18 protein-coding genes and 1 tRNA gene are annotated in these 19383 nt (G+C 41.7%); 15 read left to right on the forward strand and 4 right to left on the reverse strand.

Translation table 11 applies throughout. The features are described from left to right. The first annotated feature begins 54 nt into the window (after positions 1 to 54). The 9 genes from P2E05_RS16575 to P2E05_RS21760 all read left to right on the forward strand — a co-directional run bounded on the left by P2E05_RS16575 (position 55) and on the right by P2E05_RS21760 (position 10192). Complete coding sequence (locus P2E05_RS16575; protein ID WP_276122917.1) at positions 55 to 1527, forward strand: ATP-binding protein; 1473 nt, start codon at positions 55 to 57, stop codon at positions 1525 to 1527. A gap of 137 nt (positions 1528 to 1664) precedes the next feature. After that, positions 1665 to 4757 (forward strand): type I restriction endonuclease subunit R, encoded by a 3093-nt coding sequence (locus P2E05_RS16580; RefSeq protein WP_196565451.1) that lies wholly within the window; start codon positions 1665 to 1667, stop codon positions 4755 to 4757. After that, entirely contained in the window at positions 4757 to 5470 is a 714-nt protein-coding gene (locus tag P2E05_RS16585) for a M48 family metallopeptidase (protein ID WP_154639983.1), read from the forward strand. Before P2E05_RS16580 ends, P2E05_RS16585 begins: the two co-directional genes overlap by 1 nt. 94 nt (positions 5471 to 5564) lie before the next feature. Then, positions 5565 to 6437, forward strand: a complete 873-nt coding sequence (locus tag P2E05_RS16590) for a GTPase family protein (RefSeq protein ID WP_166185660.1) — start codon at positions 5565 to 5567, stop codon at positions 6435 to 6437. Positions 6438 to 6528: 91 nt separating this feature from the next. After that, complete coding sequence (locus P2E05_RS16595) at positions 6529 to 6954, forward strand: antirestriction protein (RefSeq protein WP_276122918.1); 426 nt, start codon at positions 6529 to 6531, stop codon at positions 6952 to 6954. A 240-nt stretch (positions 6955 to 7194) separates the two neighbouring features. Next, positions 7195 to 7629 (forward strand): antirestriction protein, encoded by a 435-nt coding sequence (locus P2E05_RS16600; protein WP_164527732.1) that lies wholly within the window; start codon positions 7195 to 7197, stop codon positions 7627 to 7629. A gap of 96 nt (positions 7630 to 7725) precedes the next feature. Beyond that, positions 7726 to 8562 (forward strand): DUF932 domain-containing protein, encoded by an 837-nt coding sequence (locus P2E05_RS16605; protein ID WP_076914184.1) that lies wholly within the window; start codon positions 7726 to 7728, stop codon positions 8560 to 8562. Between the two features lie 627 nt (positions 8563 to 9189). Then, positions 9190 to 9924: an outer membrane protein gene (locus tag P2E05_RS16610; protein ID WP_276122919.1), complete on the forward strand. Its 735-nt coding sequence runs from the start codon at positions 9190 to 9192 to the stop codon at positions 9922 to 9924. 142 nt (positions 9925 to 10066) lie between these two features. Continuing rightward, entirely contained in the window at positions 10067 to 10192 is a 126-nt protein-coding gene (locus tag P2E05_RS21760) for a hypothetical protein (RefSeq protein ID WP_255456454.1), read from the forward strand. A 239-nt stretch (positions 10193 to 10431) separates the two neighbouring features. Here P2E05_RS21760 and P2E05_RS16620 read toward each other — a convergent pair. Next, positions 10432 to 10508 (reverse strand) — tRNA-Ile (locus P2E05_RS16620). Positions 10509 to 10752: 244 nt separating this feature from the next. Further along, the gene (locus P2E05_RS16625; protein ID WP_154622942.1) at positions 10753 to 11349 is read right to left on the reverse strand and encodes a GNAT family N-acetyltransferase; all 597 of its coding nucleotides are present in this window, start codon (positions 11347 to 11349) and stop codon (positions 10753 to 10755) included. Between the two features lie 254 nt (positions 11350 to 11603). Between P2E05_RS16625 and P2E05_RS16630 the strand changes: the two genes are divergently transcribed. After that, a complete protein-coding gene (locus P2E05_RS16630) occupies positions 11604 to 13625 on the forward strand; it encodes an NADPH-dependent 2,4-dienoyl-CoA reductase (RefSeq protein WP_272657279.1) in 2022 nt (673 codons plus the stop codon). A gap of 74 nt (positions 13626 to 13699) precedes the next feature. Here P2E05_RS16630 and sstT read toward each other — a convergent pair whose 3' ends face one another. Then, a complete protein-coding gene (gene sstT / locus P2E05_RS16635; protein ID WP_272657278.1) occupies positions 13700 to 14953 on the reverse strand; it encodes a serine/threonine transporter SstT in 1254 nt (417 codons plus the stop codon). A gap of 273 nt (positions 14954 to 15226) precedes the next feature. Then, positions 15227 to 16186: a TerC family protein gene (locus tag P2E05_RS16640; RefSeq protein ID WP_154622016.1), complete on the reverse strand. Its 960-nt coding sequence runs from the start codon at positions 16184 to 16186 to the stop codon at positions 15227 to 15229. 618 nt (positions 16187 to 16804) lie between these two features. Here P2E05_RS16640 and P2E05_RS16645 point away from each other — a divergent pair. The 5 genes from P2E05_RS16645 (at position 16805) to P2E05_RS16665 (ending at position 19355) form a co-directional block, all read left to right on the forward strand. Beyond that, the gene (locus tag P2E05_RS16645) at positions 16805 to 17473 is read left to right on the forward strand and encodes a DedA family protein (protein ID WP_154622015.1); all 669 of its coding nucleotides are present in this window, start codon (positions 16805 to 16807) and stop codon (positions 17471 to 17473) included. Positions 17474 to 17724: 251 nt separating this feature from the next. Beyond that, the gene (locus P2E05_RS16650) at positions 17725 to 18030 is read left to right on the forward strand and encodes a DUF883 family protein (protein WP_154622014.1); all 306 of its coding nucleotides are present in this window, start codon (positions 17725 to 17727) and stop codon (positions 18028 to 18030) included. Positions 18031 to 18035: 5 nt separating this feature from the next. Beyond that, positions 18036 to 18440, forward strand: a complete 405-nt coding sequence (locus tag P2E05_RS16655; protein ID WP_154622013.1) for a phage holin family protein — start codon at positions 18036 to 18038, stop codon at positions 18438 to 18440. Continuing rightward, entirely contained in the window at positions 18427 to 18726 is a 300-nt protein-coding gene (locus P2E05_RS16660; protein WP_154622012.1) for a YqjK-like family protein, read from the forward strand. The genes P2E05_RS16655 and P2E05_RS16660 overlap by 14 nt, the downstream gene beginning before the upstream one ends. A gap of 233 nt (positions 18727 to 18959) precedes the next feature. After that, the gene (locus P2E05_RS16665) at positions 18960 to 19355 is read left to right on the forward strand and encodes a DoxX family protein (RefSeq protein WP_154622011.1); all 396 of its coding nucleotides are present in this window, start codon (positions 18960 to 18962) and stop codon (positions 19353 to 19355) included. Positions 19356 to 19383: the final 28 nt, after the last annotated feature.

A 19383-nucleotide genomic window follows, 5' to 3' on the forward strand; every position in this document is an offset into this window, starting at 1 on the left:
TGAGTAACTTAGCTCCATTCTGTATGGCACAGCTTAGCGCACTTGGAGATTGCCATGCCCGTTGATATGACATCGCAACAGTTGCAGGGGTTATTAAAAGAGCTCTGTTCATTGCCCACCGAGACAGAATGGGTTGAGTTTAAACGCAATGCCGATGTTGAAAAAATCGGTGAATATATATCGGCGCTGTCCAATTCGGCTGCATTGATTGGCAAACAAAGTGCTTACATGGTGTTTGGTGTCGATGATGATTCCCATCAAGTAGTTGGCACAACGTTTAAGCCATCGCAGCAAAAACATAAACAACAAGAAATTGAAAACTGGTTATTGCAAAAGTTGCAGCCAAAAATCCACTTTCGCTTTTATGAGTTTCTGGTGGGTGAACTCGAAGAATTGGCCGTGGTGATTTTAGAAATACAACCAGCCACGCACAATCCTGTTCAATTTGACGGTATTGAGTTTATTCGTAGTGGTTCTTATAAGAAAAAACTCAAAGAGTTTCCGGAAAAAGAGCGAGCCTTATGGCGAGCGTTTGATAAAACGCCTTTTGAGCAACAATTAGCTGCAAGCAATATCTCATCCGAAGAAGTGTTGAAGCTGCTTGAGTACCCAGCCTATTTTGATTTAACCGAGTTACCCTTGCCTGACAACCGCAGTGGGATTTTGGAAGCGTTAAAAGCCGATAAGTTGATTCAGCCTGCCGTAGGCGGGCAATGGAATATTACAAATCTTGGTGCGGTCTTATTCGCAAAGAAGCTGCAAAACTTTGCTCATCTAAGCCGCAAGGCTGTCCGTTTAATTCAGTATAAAGGCAATAGCCGAATTGAAACTGTTCGGGAAATTGAAGGCAATAAAGGGTATGCGGTTGGCTTTGAGGGGCTGATTGATTACTTAAAAACGTTATTGCCATCAAATGAGGAAATAGGAAAAGCGTTTCGCAAAGAAGTGCCAATGTACCCTGAATTAGCGATTCGTGAGCTAGTGGCTAACGCCATTATCCATCAGGATTTTTCTTTAACCGGTACTGGCCCCTTGATTGAAATCTTTGAGGCTCGAATGGAAATCGTTAACCCGGGGACTCCTTTGGTTGCGACGGAGCGATTTTTAGACTCACCGCCACAAAGTCGTAACGAGGCGCTGGCTTCTTTTATGCGGCGAGTAAACATTTGCGAAGAGCGCGGCTCGGGTATTGATAAGGTCGTTTCGCAAACGGAGTTCTATCAACTGCCTGCGCCGATATTTGAGATGACTCAAAACCATACACGCTCAGTGCTCTTTGGCCATAAAGAGTTTGCTGAAATGGACAAAGAGGATCGCATTCGTGCGTGCTATCTGCATTGCTGTTTAAGACATGTGAACCGTGAGCATATGAACAATGCTTCTCTACGTGAACGCTTTGGTATCGAACAAAAGAATCAAGCTCAGGTAAGTCGAGTGATAAAAGACACCGTGAACGCAGGGTTGATCAGAGCCTATGACCCAGACGCTGGAACGAAAGCTATGCGTTATGTGCCTTGTTGGGCGTAATTTGCTTGATCGTTGCTTGACTGGGTGGTGCTGAATCTAACTGGCTTGATAGTAATTCGTTGATTTAAATGGATAAAATTTGCTTGATCGTTGCTTGATTGGCAAGGGGAACAAGCTTCAATTGATTAGAGGTTAGGATGAGTAACGTAGGTCAGCGTGAGCGCGCTACCCAAAATCGTATCGTTCAGTTTTTTCAAACTGACTTAGGCTATCGCTATTTAGGCGATTGGCAGGATCGCGCTAATAATAAAAATATTGAAGTGGATATCCTCGTTAATTGGCTAAAAAAACGCGGTGTCAGCGAGGCGTTGATCAATCGTGCTATTCGCCAATTGGATACGGCAGCGGCACTGGGCGAAGGCAAAAAGCTCTATTACGCCAACAAAGAGGTTTATCGCCTGCTGCGTTACGGCGTGAAAGAAAAAGAAGGTGCTGGCCATCTTAATGAAACCGTGTGGCTGATTGACTGGAAAAACCCAGAAGCAAACGATTTTGCCATTGCCGAAGAAGTGTCCATTAAGGGCGAGAACAAAAAACGCCCAGACATAGTGCTGTATGTTAACGGTATTGCTCTGGGCGTGATTGAGCTGAAACGCTCTTCGGTGTCTGTCTCTGAAGGGATTCGCCAGAACCTCGATAATCAGAAGAAAGATTTTATCCGTAACTTCTTTACCACCATGCAACTGGTGATGGCGGGTAACGATACGCAAGGCTTGCGTTACGGCACGATTGAGACACCAGAAAAGCACTACCTTGAGTGGAAGGAAGATTGCACCAACCCATACGAACATAAACTCGATTTTCACCTGAGTCGCGTGTGTAACAAAGCGCGCTTGCTGCAAATTATCCATGATTTTATTGTTTTCGATGCTGGTATAAAAAAGACCTGTCGCCACAATCAATTCTTTGGTATTGAAGCGGCAAAACGCCATATCGCAAGGCGGGAAGGCGGCATTATTTGGCATACGCAAGGTTCTGGCAAAAGCCTCACTATGGTGTGGCTGGCCAAATGGATACGTGAGAATGTCAAAGACGCTCGTGTGCTGATCGTGACTGACCGTACTGAGCTGGACGAACAGATTGAAAAAGTGTTCACCGGTGTCGAGGAGGATATTTATCGCACCAAAAGCGGTGCTGATTTGGTGGCGACGCTCAATCAGCCCAACCCTTGGCTGGTATGCTCTTTAGTCCATAAATTTGGTCGGCAGTCTGATTCGGAAAACGATACCGCGACGGATGAGTTTATTGCAGAGTTAAAGAAATCCCTACCATCGGACTTTAAAGCCAAAGGCGACCTATTCGTATTTGTTGATGAATGCCACCGTACTCAATCGGGCAAGTTGCACGAAGCGATGAAGTCCATTCTGCCAGAAGCCATGTTTGTTGGCTTCACCGGCACCCCCTTGATGAAGAAAGACAAGAAAAAATCGGTTGAGGTATTTGGCCCTTACATTCACACCTATAAGTTTGATGAAGCTGTGGCCGATGGCGTTGTGCTCGATTTACGCTACGAAGCACGAGACATCGACCAAAATGTCACGTCGCAGAAAAAGATCGATGAATGGTTTGAAGCCAAAACTCGCGGCTTATCTCGATTAGCGAAAACCCAGTTGAAACAGAAATGGGGCACCATGCAAAAGGTGCTGTCCAGTAAATCGCGTTTGCAGCAAATTGTGAACGATATCTTGCTGGATATGGACACTAAGCCACGCCTGATGGATGGCTACGGCAATGCCATGTTGGTCTGCTCTAGTGTCTATCAAGCTTGTAAAGCTTATGAAATGTTCAGCCAAACAGATTTAGCCGGTAAGGTGGCTATTGTCACCAGTTTTCAGCCGACTGCTGCGAGCATTAAAGGGGAAGAAACCGGTGAAGGCTTAACGGAAAAGCTCTTTAAGTACGATATTTACCGCAAGATGCTTGCGGATTACTTCGAGCAACCGGAAGATAAGGCCGCAAACCGTGTTGAAGAGTTTGAAAAAGAAGTTAAAAAACAATTTATTGATGAGCCAGGGCAAATGCGCTTATTGATCGTGGTCGATAAGTTGCTGACTGGCTTCGACGCCCCTTCGGCTACCTATTTGTATATCGACAAGCAGATGGCTGATCACAACCTGTTTCAGGCCATTTGCCGCGTGAACCGCTTGGATGGCGATGATAAAGAATACGGTTACATCATTGATTACAAAGATCTGTTCCGCTCGTTGGATAAAGCGATTTCTGATTATACTCAAGGCGCATTTGATGGTTATGACAAGGAAGACGTTGCAGGGCTGCTGAAAGATCGTTTAGAGCAAGCTAAGCTCGATTTGGATAATGCGCTGGAAATGGTGCGCGCCTTGTGTGAGCCGGTAAAAGCGCCACGCAATACGGAAGACTACATTTATTATTTTTGTGGTAAGTCAGGTCTGAACCAAGACGAGCTCACCGAGAAAGAAGCACTGCGTTTAACGCTTTATCAGAACGTTGCCAAACTGCTGCGTGCGTTCGCCAATATCGCCAATGAAATGCCTGATGCAGGCTATTCTGCGCAAGATGTAGACTTGATAAGAGCAGAAGTTGCTCATTTTGAAAAAGTCCGTGACGAAGTAAAACTGGCCAGTGGCGATTTGGTAGAAATGAAACGCTTTGAGCCTGCCATGCGCCATTTGTTAGATATGTATATTCGTGCGGATGACAGCGAAGTACTGATGGATTTTGAAGAGCTAGGGCTAATTGAGCTCATTGTCGAAAAAGGTGCTGATGCCGTAGAGGCTTTGCCTGAAAGTATTCGTAAGAATCAGGAAGCCATGGCCGAAACCATCGAAAATAACGTTCGAAAAATTATTGTCGATGAAAATCCGGTTAACCCTAAATACTATGAACAGATGTCAGTATTACTGAATGAACTGATCGAACTTCGTCGACAAAAAGCCATTGAATATCAAGATTACCTCGAAAAAATTCGCGAACTCGCTGCTAAAGTGGTACGTCCTGAACAAATAGCATCTAATTACCCTGCATCAATGGATACTAATCCCAAACGTGCTTTTTATGATAACTTTGGCAAAGATGAATGGCTTGCCACCAAAATTGATAGTGCAATTCGTTATACGAAGAAGGCCGACTGGGTTGGAGATCGTTTTAAAGAACGGGAAATTGCCAATGCCATTCGAGAGGAAACAGCTGATTATGAATTGGATATTCAGGCTGTAATGGAACTCGCTAAAGCTCAAAAAGAGTATCAATGATGACGATGATTGAAATTGGTTCAATCGCAATACAGTTGAATCGTAAAGCAATCAAAAATTTACATATCAGCGTGTTACCACCAGATGGTCGTGTACGTGTATCTGCACCTGTATCTATGACAGAAACAGCTATTCGTATGGCGGTGATCCGTCGTATCCCTTGGATTAAACAGCAGCAGAATAATTTTATAAAACAACCCCGCCAATCAGAACGCGAAATGGTCAGTGGAGAATGCCATTACTTGTGGGGTCGGCGCTATCGCCTCAATGTTGTAACACATGTAGGAAAGCATGAAGCCAAATTAGGCCGTGGGCGATTACATTTGTATGTAAGCCATACTGCAACTGCTGAGCAAAAGGCTTTAGTTCTCACTGAATACTACCGTGATGCACTTAAAAAGCGAATAGCTGACTTGTTACCTATTTGGGAAAGCAAAATAGGTGTCACTGTCGACGCTTGGGGCGTGAGAAAAATGAAAACCAAATGGGGCAGTTGCAATACGCAAGCAAAACGTATTTGGTTAAACTTAGAACTCGCCAAAAAACCACCAGAATGTTTAGAATACATCCTAGTTCATGAGTTAGTTCACCTACTTGAACGTAAACATAATGAACGATTTAAAGCCTATATGGATAAGCTACTTCCTGATTGGCAAGAACGCAAAGACTTGCTGAATAAAGCACCGTTGGCTTACAGCCATTGGTTGTACTAACTTTAATTCGAAACTCTACTCAGTATTATAAAAAATCTCAGATATATATTATCTCCTTGAATAACTATCATTTTCTTTTATTTCAAGGAGTAATATGCATCACAACGCTCACTTTAAAACCCTCCTATCGACTCTACCGACTTCATTCCAAACCTCTTTTTTCAACCAACTCAATCACCTAATCAACTATTCTCCCACCATTGGTCTAATGGGTAAAACAGGGGCTGGAAAATCCAGTCTGCTAAATGCGCTGTTCCAATCCCAACTATCGCCTGTGAGTGATGTCTCCGGCTGCACACGCCAAGCCCAACGCTTCAGCATGACGATGAACAACCATACTCTCACTTTTGTAGATTTACCCGGTGTGGGGGAAAACCTTGAGCGGGATAAAGAGTACCACCAGCTCTATCGCAACTTATTACCAGAACTGGATTTAATCATTTGGGTACTCAAGGCCGATGACCGAGCATGGTCTTCTGATGAACAGTGCTATCGCTTTCTCACGAAGAAATGCGGTTACCAACCTAGTCAATTTCTATTTGTCTTGAACCAAGCCGATAAAATAGAGCCTTGTCGCCAGTGGGATGAATACAAGCATCAACCATCCTCAGAGCAGGCCTATAACTTAAAATTAAAGCAACAAGCCGTCATAACCGCCTTTAAGCCGCATCATCCTGTGATAACAGTTTCTGCGGTCGAAAACTATCAACTCACTGAATTAGCAGAGCAACTCATACAGGCGTTACCGGCGCAAGCCAGTAGCGGAGTAGCTAGGCAACTGAACACCTCTTACCGGACGCAATCGGTGGAGAACACCGCACGTAACGATTTTGGGCAATGTGTCAGTGATATTGTGGATACCTTAATCAATATCATTCCCTTGCCGCCATTGATAAGAAGTACGGTTAGCACCGTTAAAAACAGTATCGTCTCCGTCGCTAAATCCCTGTGGAGAATGTTCTTTTAACCTCTTACATTACCCCATTAATTATCACTCTCAGCGTCAGTCCTTAACAGGATTGGCATTTTTTTATTTCTTTTTCTTGGAGTATCAACTGATGAATAATTCAACTGAATGTGCAATTACAATGACACTCGTTCCCGATGAGCAACGCCTGGATTTTTGGATCAACCACTTCGGAAGCGTGAAAGGCTGGAGCACCTTTGAAGTGGTCATCTTTACCACTATGGGGCAGTTTTGTGATAACTATCAGGGTGGATATTGGGAATATTGCACCTTATCCAATGGTGGCGCTTTTATTTATCCCGATTTACCTCAAGAGACACTGACGCTGTTCAACCCACATAACGGTAACGAAGCCAACGTCAGTTGTGAAGCCGCAGGCATTGCCGTGTGTTTGATGATGTACAGTTTATGGTCATTTCAAACGGAAAGTGACATCCTCGTCGATCGCTTTTATCAATTGCGTGATTATGCGGCACAACACCCAGAACGTTCCGCCATTTTCCATCTAATCGATTAACCACGTCCTTATTTACGCCTTCGTATTATCTGATTCATTATAAAAGCATCATCAGACTAACCCATTAATTAACTTACATTTATTTTTATATCTATATTATTTTAGTGAATCAATCATCAGAATGAGTCACTAAAAATGATACTCAATATACCTATCATTTCGAGAAAGCTCTGCACCGCAAGGTGTAGGGCTTTTTTGCTTATTACTGTCTATCAATATCGACTGAATTGGAGTTCTATTATGTTTACTTTACAAGAGCAAGAATCAACGGTTATCAAAACCAACCTCGTCAATTCCCGTGGTCGTAGTACCTTCTGGCGTTTTTACTTTAGTACTGTGCCAGACTGGCAACGTATTGAAGGCGATATCTTTAATCTGATGGATAAGATGTGTGAGGTCTATCAAGGTGCTTTCTGGGAGTTCAGTATGCTGTCTAATGGCGGCGCATTTATCTGGCCTGATATGCTCGAAACCTCCCTGCAAATGTTTAACCCGCATAACGGAAATGAAGCTGAGTTAAGCCCTGAAGCAGCCGGTATTGCTGTCTGTTTACTGGTGTATAGCATCTGGTCATTTAAAACCGAAAGCCCTGTGCTGGTGGAATATTTTTATCTGTTGCGTGATTACGCTATACAGCATCCGGAGCAAGCTCAAATCTTTCGCCTTATAGACTGATTTATCAGTCACGGTTTTATCTTTCCCCCACCAGCAATCTTTAATTTAATCCATTTATCGAATGATTTATCAGTTTAATTATTGAGGAGAACCCATATGTCTCGTTTAGCTTCCCGTTTTGGCAATGCTTGCTCTATTCGTCGTGACCGCCCGCTAACCATTGAAGAATTATTCCGCACAGTACCTAGCGTATTTTCAGAAGAAAAACACGAATCCAGAAGTGAACGATATACCTATATCCCAACTATTACCTTATTGGATAGTCTTCAAAAAGAAGGCTTCTATCCGTTCTTTGCTTGCCAGACTCGTGTACGTGATGCTAGTCGCCGAGAGCACACCAAGCATATGTTAAGACTTCGACGCCATGATCAAATTACAGGAAATCAAGTGCCTGAAATCATCTTACTCAATAGCCATGATGGCTCAAGTAGCTATCAAATGTTACCCGGCTTCTTTAGAGCCATTTGCTGTAATGGCCTCGTTTGCGGTGACACGTTTGGTGAAGTGAGAGTACCGCACAAGGGCGATGTGGTGAATAAAGTCATTGAAGGGGCTTATGAAGTGTTAGATACGTTTGATGCTATCGCTGAAAAACGTGAGCAAATGCAGTCCTTACTATTACCGCCACCAGCACAACAGATCTTCGCCCAAGCCGCTCTCATGTATCGTTATGGCGAAGAACATCAACCGATCACTGAAGCCCAAGTGTTACAACCTCGCCGCTTTGAAGATAAAAAAGACGATCTTTGGACAGTGTACCAACGTTTGCAGGAAAATTTAATCAAGGGAGGATTATCAGGCAGGAATGCCAAAGGTAAACGCGCTCGCACGCGTTCAGTGAATGGAATTGATGGGGATATTAAGCTCAATAAAGCGTTGTGGGTACTGACAGAACAAATGCATGCTCATTTTGCTGGACGCGAACAATTATAGCCACAGTATACGTTAAATAATTGGATCTTACGGTGAACGCGATGAAATTATCAGAACGGCAACTAAAAACCTTGAGTAATGTGAAACTCAATTATGGCTCACTCAGCAACAAAAGGACGCTCAACTCGCTGGAGAAAAAAGGCTTAATCCACTGGCATACATTAAACCATTGGCTCTTAACGGAGTTCGGTTTTCATATCTATAACATGAGTAAACGGCGTTGCTTATAAAGCGTTAGCGCTAACATAAAGACTTATCCCGTATTTTGGTACTTGATAATATCGAGCATACCAACCTATTCAAGAAAGGAGAGCATTCTTTAAACATCATTTTATTCCCTTCTATTTTGACTCACTCTCTCATCAACTCTTTTTCTTATTTAAGCACCGAAACAACAGTTGATCGATTACGCCGATCGATAACCGTTTATTGATAGTTATGATCGACATTACCGATCGTATTTTAATTATTGATAGGTAAAACAGATCGATTAAGTTAAACTGTCTCACGCTAAATTATCTTTATGTCAGTGATATTAAGGTGATTGAGTCAAATCTTTCATGCCTTCCACTGACATAACGCGATTCAACCATACTTAATGTGATATTGATTAAAAGGAAATCAATCATGAAAAAAGCGTTTATTGTTCCCGCCCTAATGGGGTGCATTTCATTACCAGCATTCGCTAACACGGATGACAGTAAAACGGGGCTTTATGTCACAGGTAAAATGGGCGCATCCATTGTGCAAATGTCTGGCCAGCAGTTTGTCTACAGCGGCTATGCTGATGCCGGTGATAATGGTACAAAAAATGGAGATAGCCATCGTACTGGCATATTTGGCGGTGGACTTGCGTTAGGTTATGACTTTTCCAATCAGTTTGATATCCCTGTTCGCGCTGAATTGGAATTTATGGCGCGTGATAAAGCGAATTCAACCTACAACATCCGCGACCGTGTGCGTAATGGCGTACATCAAACTCGTGATATTAAAAACCAAATCAAACTCAATACGTTAATGGTCAATGGGTACTACGACATTAAAAATAGCTCAAATTTCACGCCGTATATCTCTGTCGGGCTAGGCTATGCGGCCGTGGATTTTAAAACCACCCGTGCTGATGCTTATACCCCAGGACTCTCTCTGCATGATACTCACACGCATACCGCCAATAACTTTGCCTGGAGTGTCGGTGCGGGGGTGAACTATGCCATCAATGACGATTGGGATATGGGGCTGAGTTATCGCTATTTAGATGCCGGAAAAGCCGACATCACGACAGCGGTAGGTGATGGGGAAAATACGTCAAAAATCAAAGTGAAGGCCAACGATATCATGCTTGGTTTGACTTACCGTTTTTAATCTCTGTCATTCAGCCTTAAAGATTACCCTCAACTTACCTAGCCAACATGCCTTTTTGATGTTGGCTATTTTATTGATTAAACAAAAAAACAACCGCGGTTAAATTTTAACCACAAAAAAATTGTAATAAAAAGAGGTAAAAATGAATTCAATTAATCATATTCGTTTAGGTGTTGAACGAATTTTTTTCATCATTAGCTTAGTGCTAGTATTCGGTTTTACAGTCATCATCGCCAATCACTATAAGGTCCACATTGGGGATATTTGAATGTGTGAAGTATTGATGTAACTATTGTAATAGGTGAGTATTATTTTATTCACCTCTCCTTTAATCACTACATTTAGCTCAATCATTAAATCGAAAATTTACTTATTTGAATAAGATTAAGCTAGAAGTCTAAATCTGTAGTTATCTGACCCAAAACCTTACCTGACCCATTACCTGACCCAAAATCAGCTAAAAACAAAAAGGAGTTAGATGATTAACATCTAACTCCTTGATAAATTTGGTGGCCCCTGCTGGACTTGAACCAGCGACCAATCGATTATGAGTCGACTGCTCTAACCAACTGAGCTAAGGGGCCGAAGTGGGAGCGATTATACGTGCTGTTTTCTCTCAGGTCTAGTCTTTAAAAACTGTATGGTGATTTTCTGTCCATCTCCATTAACCGCCTTATTGTTCAGCAACATATCATTATCAAAAACTATCATTCTCAATTAAATCATAGCATTTAGAGGCTGCTCCCAATTCTTTGAAATTGACCATATGAACATATAGATAAGGATCAAAACGACTATCTAATAGCTAGCCAAACACCAAAGTTAATACTAACGCGGTCTCTCCATCTGCCACTGCAAATGTCGTTTGATTGATGGCCATTCAGACATAATAATACTGTAAACGCAGGTATCACGTAGCTCCCCTGTTCGGGTATAAACATGGCTTCTTAAAATCCCATCCAGTTTTGCGCCAAGCCTTTCAATTGCTCTTCGGCTTTGTTGATTCAAAAAATGCGTTCTGAATTCAACAGCGACACAAGATAAGCTATCAAACGCATGTTGCAGCAATAAAAACTTCGCTTCTGTATTAATAGCCGTTCGTTGCACTTCTTTGCTATACCATGTCGCTCCAATTTCCACACGACGAGTCTCTTGATCAATTTTATTGTAAGAAGTCATCCCAACTGGCTGATTAGAACTTTTATCGATGACGGTAAAAGGCAGCATCTCTTTTTGCTGATAGAGCTTTAAACGACGATCCACATCTTTAGTGACATTTTCTGGTTCGGGTACTGAGGTATACCACAGCTTATGCAGATTATCCCGCTGGATAATTTCCCTAAACTGCTGGTCATATTGATGGGTTAGCAACTCAAGTCTCACGTACTTGCCTTCAAGTTCAATAGCTTGGTGAAGTTCTTTCATAATTAATCCTCTTTATCAGTACGTGGCGGAAAAACTAACGACTTATTGGCTAACGACCTTGATAACAAAATTGTTTTACACCTTAAGTATGACAAAAAAATAAAATAACCGTTGCTCAGTCAACTTGTCAGCAATTTACTCATAAATCATATGATAAATATCACATTTTTTTAACATATTTTTCTATTGATAGCCCCATTGAGCTAGAGTTAACTCATCTGACCTGTTACCAAATCCCGCTGGGGAGTATAAATATGAGCAATTTTCCACATCTTTTCACCCCTCTTGATTTGGGGCACACCGTATTAAAAAATCGTATTTTAATGGGATCCATGCATACGGGTCTTGAAGAACATCCTGAAGGAAGCCGCCGTTTAGCTCATTTTTATCGGCTACGGGCAGAAAATGGCGTAAGTCTGATTATTACTGGTGGGATTGCACCGAATCAAGAAGGGGCATTGACTAAACATGGCGCAGTACTCGATAAAACTGAACAGCTCCCTTTCCACCAAGAAATAACCTCAGCGGTACATCGTGCTGACGGTAAAATCGCTCTACAGATCTTACATGCGGGCCGCTATGGCCTACACCCTGATATCGTGGCACCAAGCGCCATTCAAGCAGAAATCATTCCTTTTGCACCGAAAGAACTAACGCCCGAGCAAATCCAGAAAACAATAAGTGATTTTGTCACCACCGCTAAGCTGGCGCAACAAGCTGGTTATGATGGCGTTGAAATTATGGGTTCTGAGGGCTATCTAATTAATCAATTTATTGCAAAACGTACCAATCAGAGGACCGATGAATGGGGTGGTAGCTACGATAATCGGATCCGCTTTCCGCTTGAGATTGTGCGCCAAACTCGCCAAGCGGTAGGAAGCGACTTCATTATTATTTACCGTCTTTCTATGTTAGACCTTGTTGAGAATGGCTCCAATTGGGAAGAAATCGAGCATCTCGCAAAAGCCATTGAGCAGGCCGGTGCAACAATGATTAATACTGGTATCGGCTGGCATGAAGCAAGGGTTCCAACGATTGCCACACAAGTTCCACGGCATGCTTTTAGCTGGGTAACTGAAAAACTAATGGGCAAAGTCGCTATTCCACTGATTACAACCAATAGAATAAATGATCCATTTGTAGCTGAACGGATCCTCGAATCAGGCCAAGCTGACATGGTTTCAATGGCTCGACCATTTCTTGCCGATGAAGCGTTTGTTCGTAAAGCCCAAGAGAATCGAGCCGATGAAATCAACACGTGTATTGGTTGCAATCAAGCTTGCCTTGATCAAATTTTTATTGGCAAACTTGCGACTTGCCTCGTTAATCCACAAGCGGTTAGAGAGCTAGATTTTCCAAATGAAAAAGCAACGCAGATAAAATCGGTTGCCGTTGTCGGTGCAGGTCCCGCGGGGCTTTCATGTGCGATTTATACAGCCAAACGCGGCCATACAGTCACACTATTTGAAAAAGCTGATCAAATCGGTGGCCAATTTAACATGGCAAAGCAGATCCCAGGTAAAGAAGAATTTCATGAAACGATCCGTTATTTTTGTCGTCAATTAGAAATATTGAATATTGATGTCAAACTTGAACATCAAGCAAAAGCCAGTGATCTCGTTGGATTTGATAACGTGGTTATCGCGACAGGTGTGGTCCCTCGAACCATTAGTCTAGAAGGAAGAGAGCATCAAAAAGTATTATCTTATATTGATGTTTTAACTGGTAAGCGTTCTGTTGGCCAGTCGGCGGCCATTATTGGAGCCGGAGGTATTGGTTTTGATATTGCCGAATTTTTAAGTCAAAAAGGTGAAAGCAGTAGCTTAAATAGCTCACTATTCAACCAAGAATGGAATATTGACACCCGTATTCATTCTGCGGGAGGGATTTTTAATAGCCGGCCGACCCCAGTACAATCATCTCGCCAACTTTATTTACTGCAACGAAAAAATAGTAAAGTCGGTGCTGGTCTTGGAAAAACAACTGGTTGGGTGCACCGTTTATCATTAATGAAACGCGGGGTGCAGATGTTTAACGGTGTTGAATATATGCGAGTTGATGATGAAGGGCTACATATTCGCTACCAAGACAAATTACATTGCCTTCCCGTTGATAACGTGATTCTTTGTGCTGGCCAAGAACCCTATCATCCGTTGAAAGAGTCGCTTGCAGAGCAAGGTATTCAGGCTTATGTCATTGGTGGTGCCGATGTTGCAGCAGAACTTGATGCAAGAAGAGCGATAGAGCAAGGAATGAAGGTCGCCTACCAGATATAACAAGCGTTATTTGTCATCATGAATAGACAATAAAAACCCGCTATTAAAGCGGGTTTTTATGATTAAATAATGTATTAGTCTTCTTGTGATAATTGCGCTATTGGATCAGCCAGCCTTTCATCTTCAGCTAGGCAAACCGCAGCGGTAAACAAGACATCCGTTGAAGAGTTCAGCGCTGTTTCAGCCGAGTCTTGCAGCACACCAATCATGACACCAACCGCAACCACTTGCATCGCAATTTCGTTTGAAATGCCAAACATGTTACAAGCCAATGGAATAAGTAATAAAGAACCGCCAGCCACACCTGAAGCGCCACACGCACAGACTGCCGCTACTACGCTCAACAACAGAGCCGTTGGAATATCAACAGGGATGCCTAAGGTATGCACAGCAGCGAGTGTCAGTACAGTGATTGTCACTGCTGCACCGCCCATGTTAATCGTCGCTCCTAGCGGAATAGAAACTGAATAAGTGTCTTCATGTAAATTCATACGACGACACATCCCCATATTCACAGGAATATTCGCCGCTGAACTGCGGGTAAAGAAGGCGGTAACACCGCTTTCACGTAGGCATGCAAACACTAATGGATATGGATTGCGTTTAATTTTCCAATAAACTATTAATGGGTTAACAATTAATGCAACGATTAACATACAGCCAATCAATACCGCGAGGACATGGAAGTAACCTTTTAACGTTGCAAACCCAGTGGTTGCAATCGTTGAAGATACTAAGCCAAAAATCCCCAATGGCGCTAAGCGAATGACCACTCTCACTAACTGAGTCACGCTTTCTGAGAAATCTTGGATCATACTTTTCGTCGTGTCATTTGCATGACGTAAAGCAATACCAAGACCAATTGCCCAAGCAAGAATGCCGATATAATTACCTTTAATCAGTGCATCAACGGGGTTGGCAAATATATTGATTAATAACCCTTTAAGTACTTCCCCTATATTCCCCGGTGGCGTCAGTTGTGTATCACCTATCACCAATACCAACTTCGATGGGAACATAAATGAGCCAACCACTGCCACTAATGCCGCAAAGAAGGTACCTAGAATATACAATACTAAAATGGGTCGAATATTAGTTTTTTGCCCCTTACGGTGGTTAGCGATCGATGCCATGACCAATACCCAAACCAATATCGGTGCAACTGCTTTTAACGCACTAACGAATAAATCACCTAATAACCCAACATTTTTAGCGGCTGAAGGCCATAACCACGCCAATAAAATACCCGCAATCAAACCAACGAGTATTTGCTTAACTAAGCTGCCCTTAGTGATAACTTGCCATAACCCTGTTTTGTTCGTTTCCATAGAAGACCTATATTTTATTAATCATTATTAGGAATAAAATGTGTTTGCCTTGCCAGTATAAGGAATAAATACCTTATTAAAAGGCGATTATTTTAAATATAGACAATAATTTATTTTATTTAACAATATATTTACATATCTGTGATCCTAATTGTATTTTGTTTCTTATAGTAGGATCTCAACATTGAAAATGTATGATATTTTTCAGTCTCTTAAATAAAAAAGCACTCGATTTTTTAAGTCGAGTGCTTGAATCTAACTAGGAGTGAAATGTTAGTTTTTCGCTTCGTTTCTCTTATTTACGATCGCATTAATCACTAGTGTGATAATTAAAATAGCCGCGACTGTACCTAACGAAATTGCTGTTGGAATGTGATAAATATCCATTAGCAACATTTTTATGCCGATAAAGGTTAAAATGACAGCTAAGCCATACTTCAACATACTGAATTTCTCAGCTACCCCTGCCAATAAAAAGTACATCGCACGTAAGCCTAAAATCGCAAATAGGTTAGAGGTCAATACAATAAATGGGTCTGTTGTCACCGCAAAAATTGCAGGAATGCTATCAACAGCAAAGATGACGTCACTGATTTCCACGAGGATCAGCACTAAAATCAGTGGGGTCGCAAAAAGTAAGCCATTGCGTTTAATGAAAAATTTCTCGCCGTGCAATTCATCCGTCATACGTAAATGAGAGCGCACCCATTTCACTAATGGCTTATCCGTAATCGGAGAATCATCCTCTTTAGCGAAAGCCATTTTAATCCCTGTAAACAACAAAAACAGGCCAAAAATATATAGAATCCAGCTAAATTGAGAAACTAACCAACTCCCTGCGAAAATCATTATGGTACGTAAAACAATCGCACCCAGTACGCCGTAGACCAACACTCTTCGTTGCAAATTAGCAGGGATCGCAAAATAGCTAAATAACATCAGCCATACAAAAACATTATCAACGGCCAACGCTTTTTCTAACAGATACCCCGTTAAGAAAGCCATGGTCTGGCTATTGGCGAATTCAGGGCTAACCGTATCATTTAAATACCACCAAAAGCCGCCAGCAAAAATTAACGATAGAGTGACCCAAACCGTACTCCAAGCAGCGGCTTGTTTCATCGACATCGCTTGGCCTTTATGTTTACCCTGCCAAAACAGGTCAACAAGTAACATAATGAGTATGATAACGGCGAAACTACCCCATAAAACAGGGTTACCAACAGAGTGCATATTATTTCCTTAATAACAAAAAACGGCTGACATCTTCAGAAGACATCAGCCGCTTAAATGCTTTAACCTAGAGTTATTATCTTTTGGTTGTCAACAATGAGCATACCTCGCCTTCTGGCAAGGTCTCACTTACAACACAATAACCCAAGATTGGAAATCGTGGTGCTCGGTTACCGGGTGCTTTTTATGCACCGTAATGACGATAAACCGACAAGAAGAAGTTACTCCCCTTTGCAATGATGCATAAGATAGGGTAATTAGTCCTAAAAAGCAATAATTAGCAAAGCCTATTTAACGAATAATTTTTCAAATTCCCTTGCACTAGCAAAGCGCTTTTTTTACCATTTTCATCAAAAAATACACTAATAGACGCTATTTTTACGTTATCTATCCCTTATAGTGATAGTCACCAAGAAGGGCCACTAACTCAAAAACTTAAATGAATTCTAAAAATAGAACGAGAATTTGCTGTTTAGTTATTTTTTGTTTTGTTAAAGTGGGCATGCTTTAAACTAACAGCCTGAGGAAATATGACTTTTCTTTTAGGTATTCGCATAATCCATGTCTTCCCTACCCAACAATAAGATTGTTGCTGTTATTGCCGTTTAGGAAACATTAATGGAATTAGTTAAAGAACTATTTTTTGCCCTTTGGCATCAAGACTACGTAACCCTATCCAACCCAGCGTTGGTCTGGGCTATTTATTTTATGTTATTCGCGATTCTTTTTCTTGAGAATGGGGTGCTTCCTGCCGCATTCCTACCAGGTGACAGTTTATTGATCCTCGTTGGTGTTCTCATAGCAAAAGGAACACTAAGCTACCCGTTAACGATTGTCATTTTGACAGCAGGAGCTAGCCTTGGCTGTTGGGTTGGTTATATTCAAGGTCGATGGCTTGGCAACACCAAACTCGTTAAGGGTTGGCTAGCACATCTCCCTGAGCATTATCACCAACGTGCATATGGTTTATTCCATCGTCACGGTCTGGCTGCATTATTAATTGGCCGCTTTCTTGCTTTTGTTAGAACACTGCTACCAACAATTGCTGGGCTCGCGGGACTGCAAAATGGTCGCTTTCAAGTCTTTAACTGGTTAAGTGGCCTACTTTGGGTATTAATCCTGACAGCCATCGGTTTTGGTTTCGGGAAGAGCCCAATATTTCTTCAGTATGAACATCATATTATGAACGTGTTGATGCTAATCCCTGTAGGCCTCCTTATCATTGGCCTGATTGGCAGCATTGCAGTGGTGATTAAGAAAAAGCTTTCCACAAAAAAAGCGAACTAACCGATGAGAGGCTCTATAAGCCTCTCATGTTTCTCTTACCTTCCCGATAACTCACTATTGAATAATCTATTTTTGATGAATTCTGCTTTTTATTTTACATAACTTTTACATTATTTTTTCTTATTTAAAATCGCACACTCTTTTACATTAATTTAATCAATAATTAGCCTATTAGTCATTGCACTTACTGTAAAAATAGCTATTGTTAATAACTACAATTTATATTTTTTCTATTGATAGGAGGTTCCATTATGTCATCGAACAATTCATCAGAAGATCTACGCGCAGAACTAAAATCACTGGCTGACTCTCTCGAAGCGATGCTTAACGATACTGGAAACAAATCGAAAGAAGAAATAGACAGCCTAAAACAAAAAGCTCAGGACGCTCTATATACTTCACGCGCTAAACTAAACCAAGCAAGTGAAAAAATTACAGAGCAGACCAAAGAAATTGCAGGCCGAGCAGATAACTATGTCCGTGAAAATCCATGGACGGGTATTGGCATTGGTGCTGCCGTTGGTGTCGTTCTAGGCGTACTGCTCGCTAAGCGTTAATTTGTATGGAACAACAAGAGCGTCAGGGCCCCGGTAAAGGGGTCCTTAACACACTACAACGTATCGCAGGCATTGCGGTACAAATGGTTGAGACTCGCATCCAGTTAATTGCCGTTGAATTAGAGGAAGAAAAAGCCACACTGATTCAACTTATTTTAATGGCGGGTATCACCCTACTCTTCACTGCATTCGGTTTAATGTGCCTTATCGGCTTAATTTTTTGGTCGGTTGATCCGATTTATCGCTATCAAGCTCTTGCTATTACGACCGGAGTTCTCATATTGCTCGCCATCACTGGCGCCATTTGGACGCTAAAAAAAGCAAGGCAATCGACTTTATTAGGCGCAACCCGAGAACAGTTGAAGGAAGATTCGAAGGCACTAACGAGCGCAGAAGATGAACAAAAATAAGCGACTATCAGTGGCTGAAAAAAAACAACGCTTGATCAAGCAAATTGAACAGCAGCGTCATCAGCTATCTATGGCGTCAAAGGAATGGCTGGAAGTCACTGAACCTTACGATCGGTCGTGGCAAATTTTTGTCTCTTTTCGCCCTATTTTCATTGCTGCCGCTGGTTTGATATCTATTTATACCCTAAAGCAACCTAAGCGGATCTTCTCTCTAGGAAAAAAAGCACTAACAACATGGGGATTAGTGCGCTCTATCCAGAATGCGGTAAATATAAGTAAAAAATAATCTTTTTCCTCTCTAAACCTGAAGTAACCTCTTTCAGGTTTTTCTTCACTCGTCTCTTATTCAAATTTTTTGCCCATCTTTGTTAATAACCTTTGCTTTTTATTGAATCTACAAATAACTAATATAGCCACATCAAATGATTTCTAATCATTTAGTGCTAAAAAAAACAATATATCGCGATAAAAGTCGCATTTTATTGATATTTGCTGACCCTCGTTAGCTGGAGAATCTTAATGAAAAATTTAGAAAGTAGCGTGTTATTACTCGCTCGAATTATGATGCCAATTCTGTTTATCGTCGCTGGGTATGGCAAATTAGGTGATGCTTACGCAGGTACTCAACAATATATGCAAGCGATGGGCGTTCCAGGATTTTTACTGCCTCTAACGATTTTATTAGAGCTTGGGGGTGGACTCGCTGTTCTGTTTGGTTTTCTGACAAGAACAGTGGCTATTTTTACTGCGATTTTTTGTGTATTAACATCGCTGCTTTTCCATATTGATTTCAGTGTAGCGCCTAATAGCTTGATGTTTATGAAAAATATGACCATCGCTGGCGGCTATTTATTACTAGCAGTCACAGGCCCTGGTAAATTGAGCATCGACCACTTACTCAATAAAAAGTGGTAATAAACGTCTTTTTCATCATTAGCCTTAT

The organism is Providencia stuartii, assembly GCF_029277985.1.
In the GTDB taxonomy this organism is placed as follows: domain Bacteria; phylum Pseudomonadota; class Gammaproteobacteria; order Enterobacterales; family Enterobacteriaceae; genus Providencia; species Providencia zhejiangensis.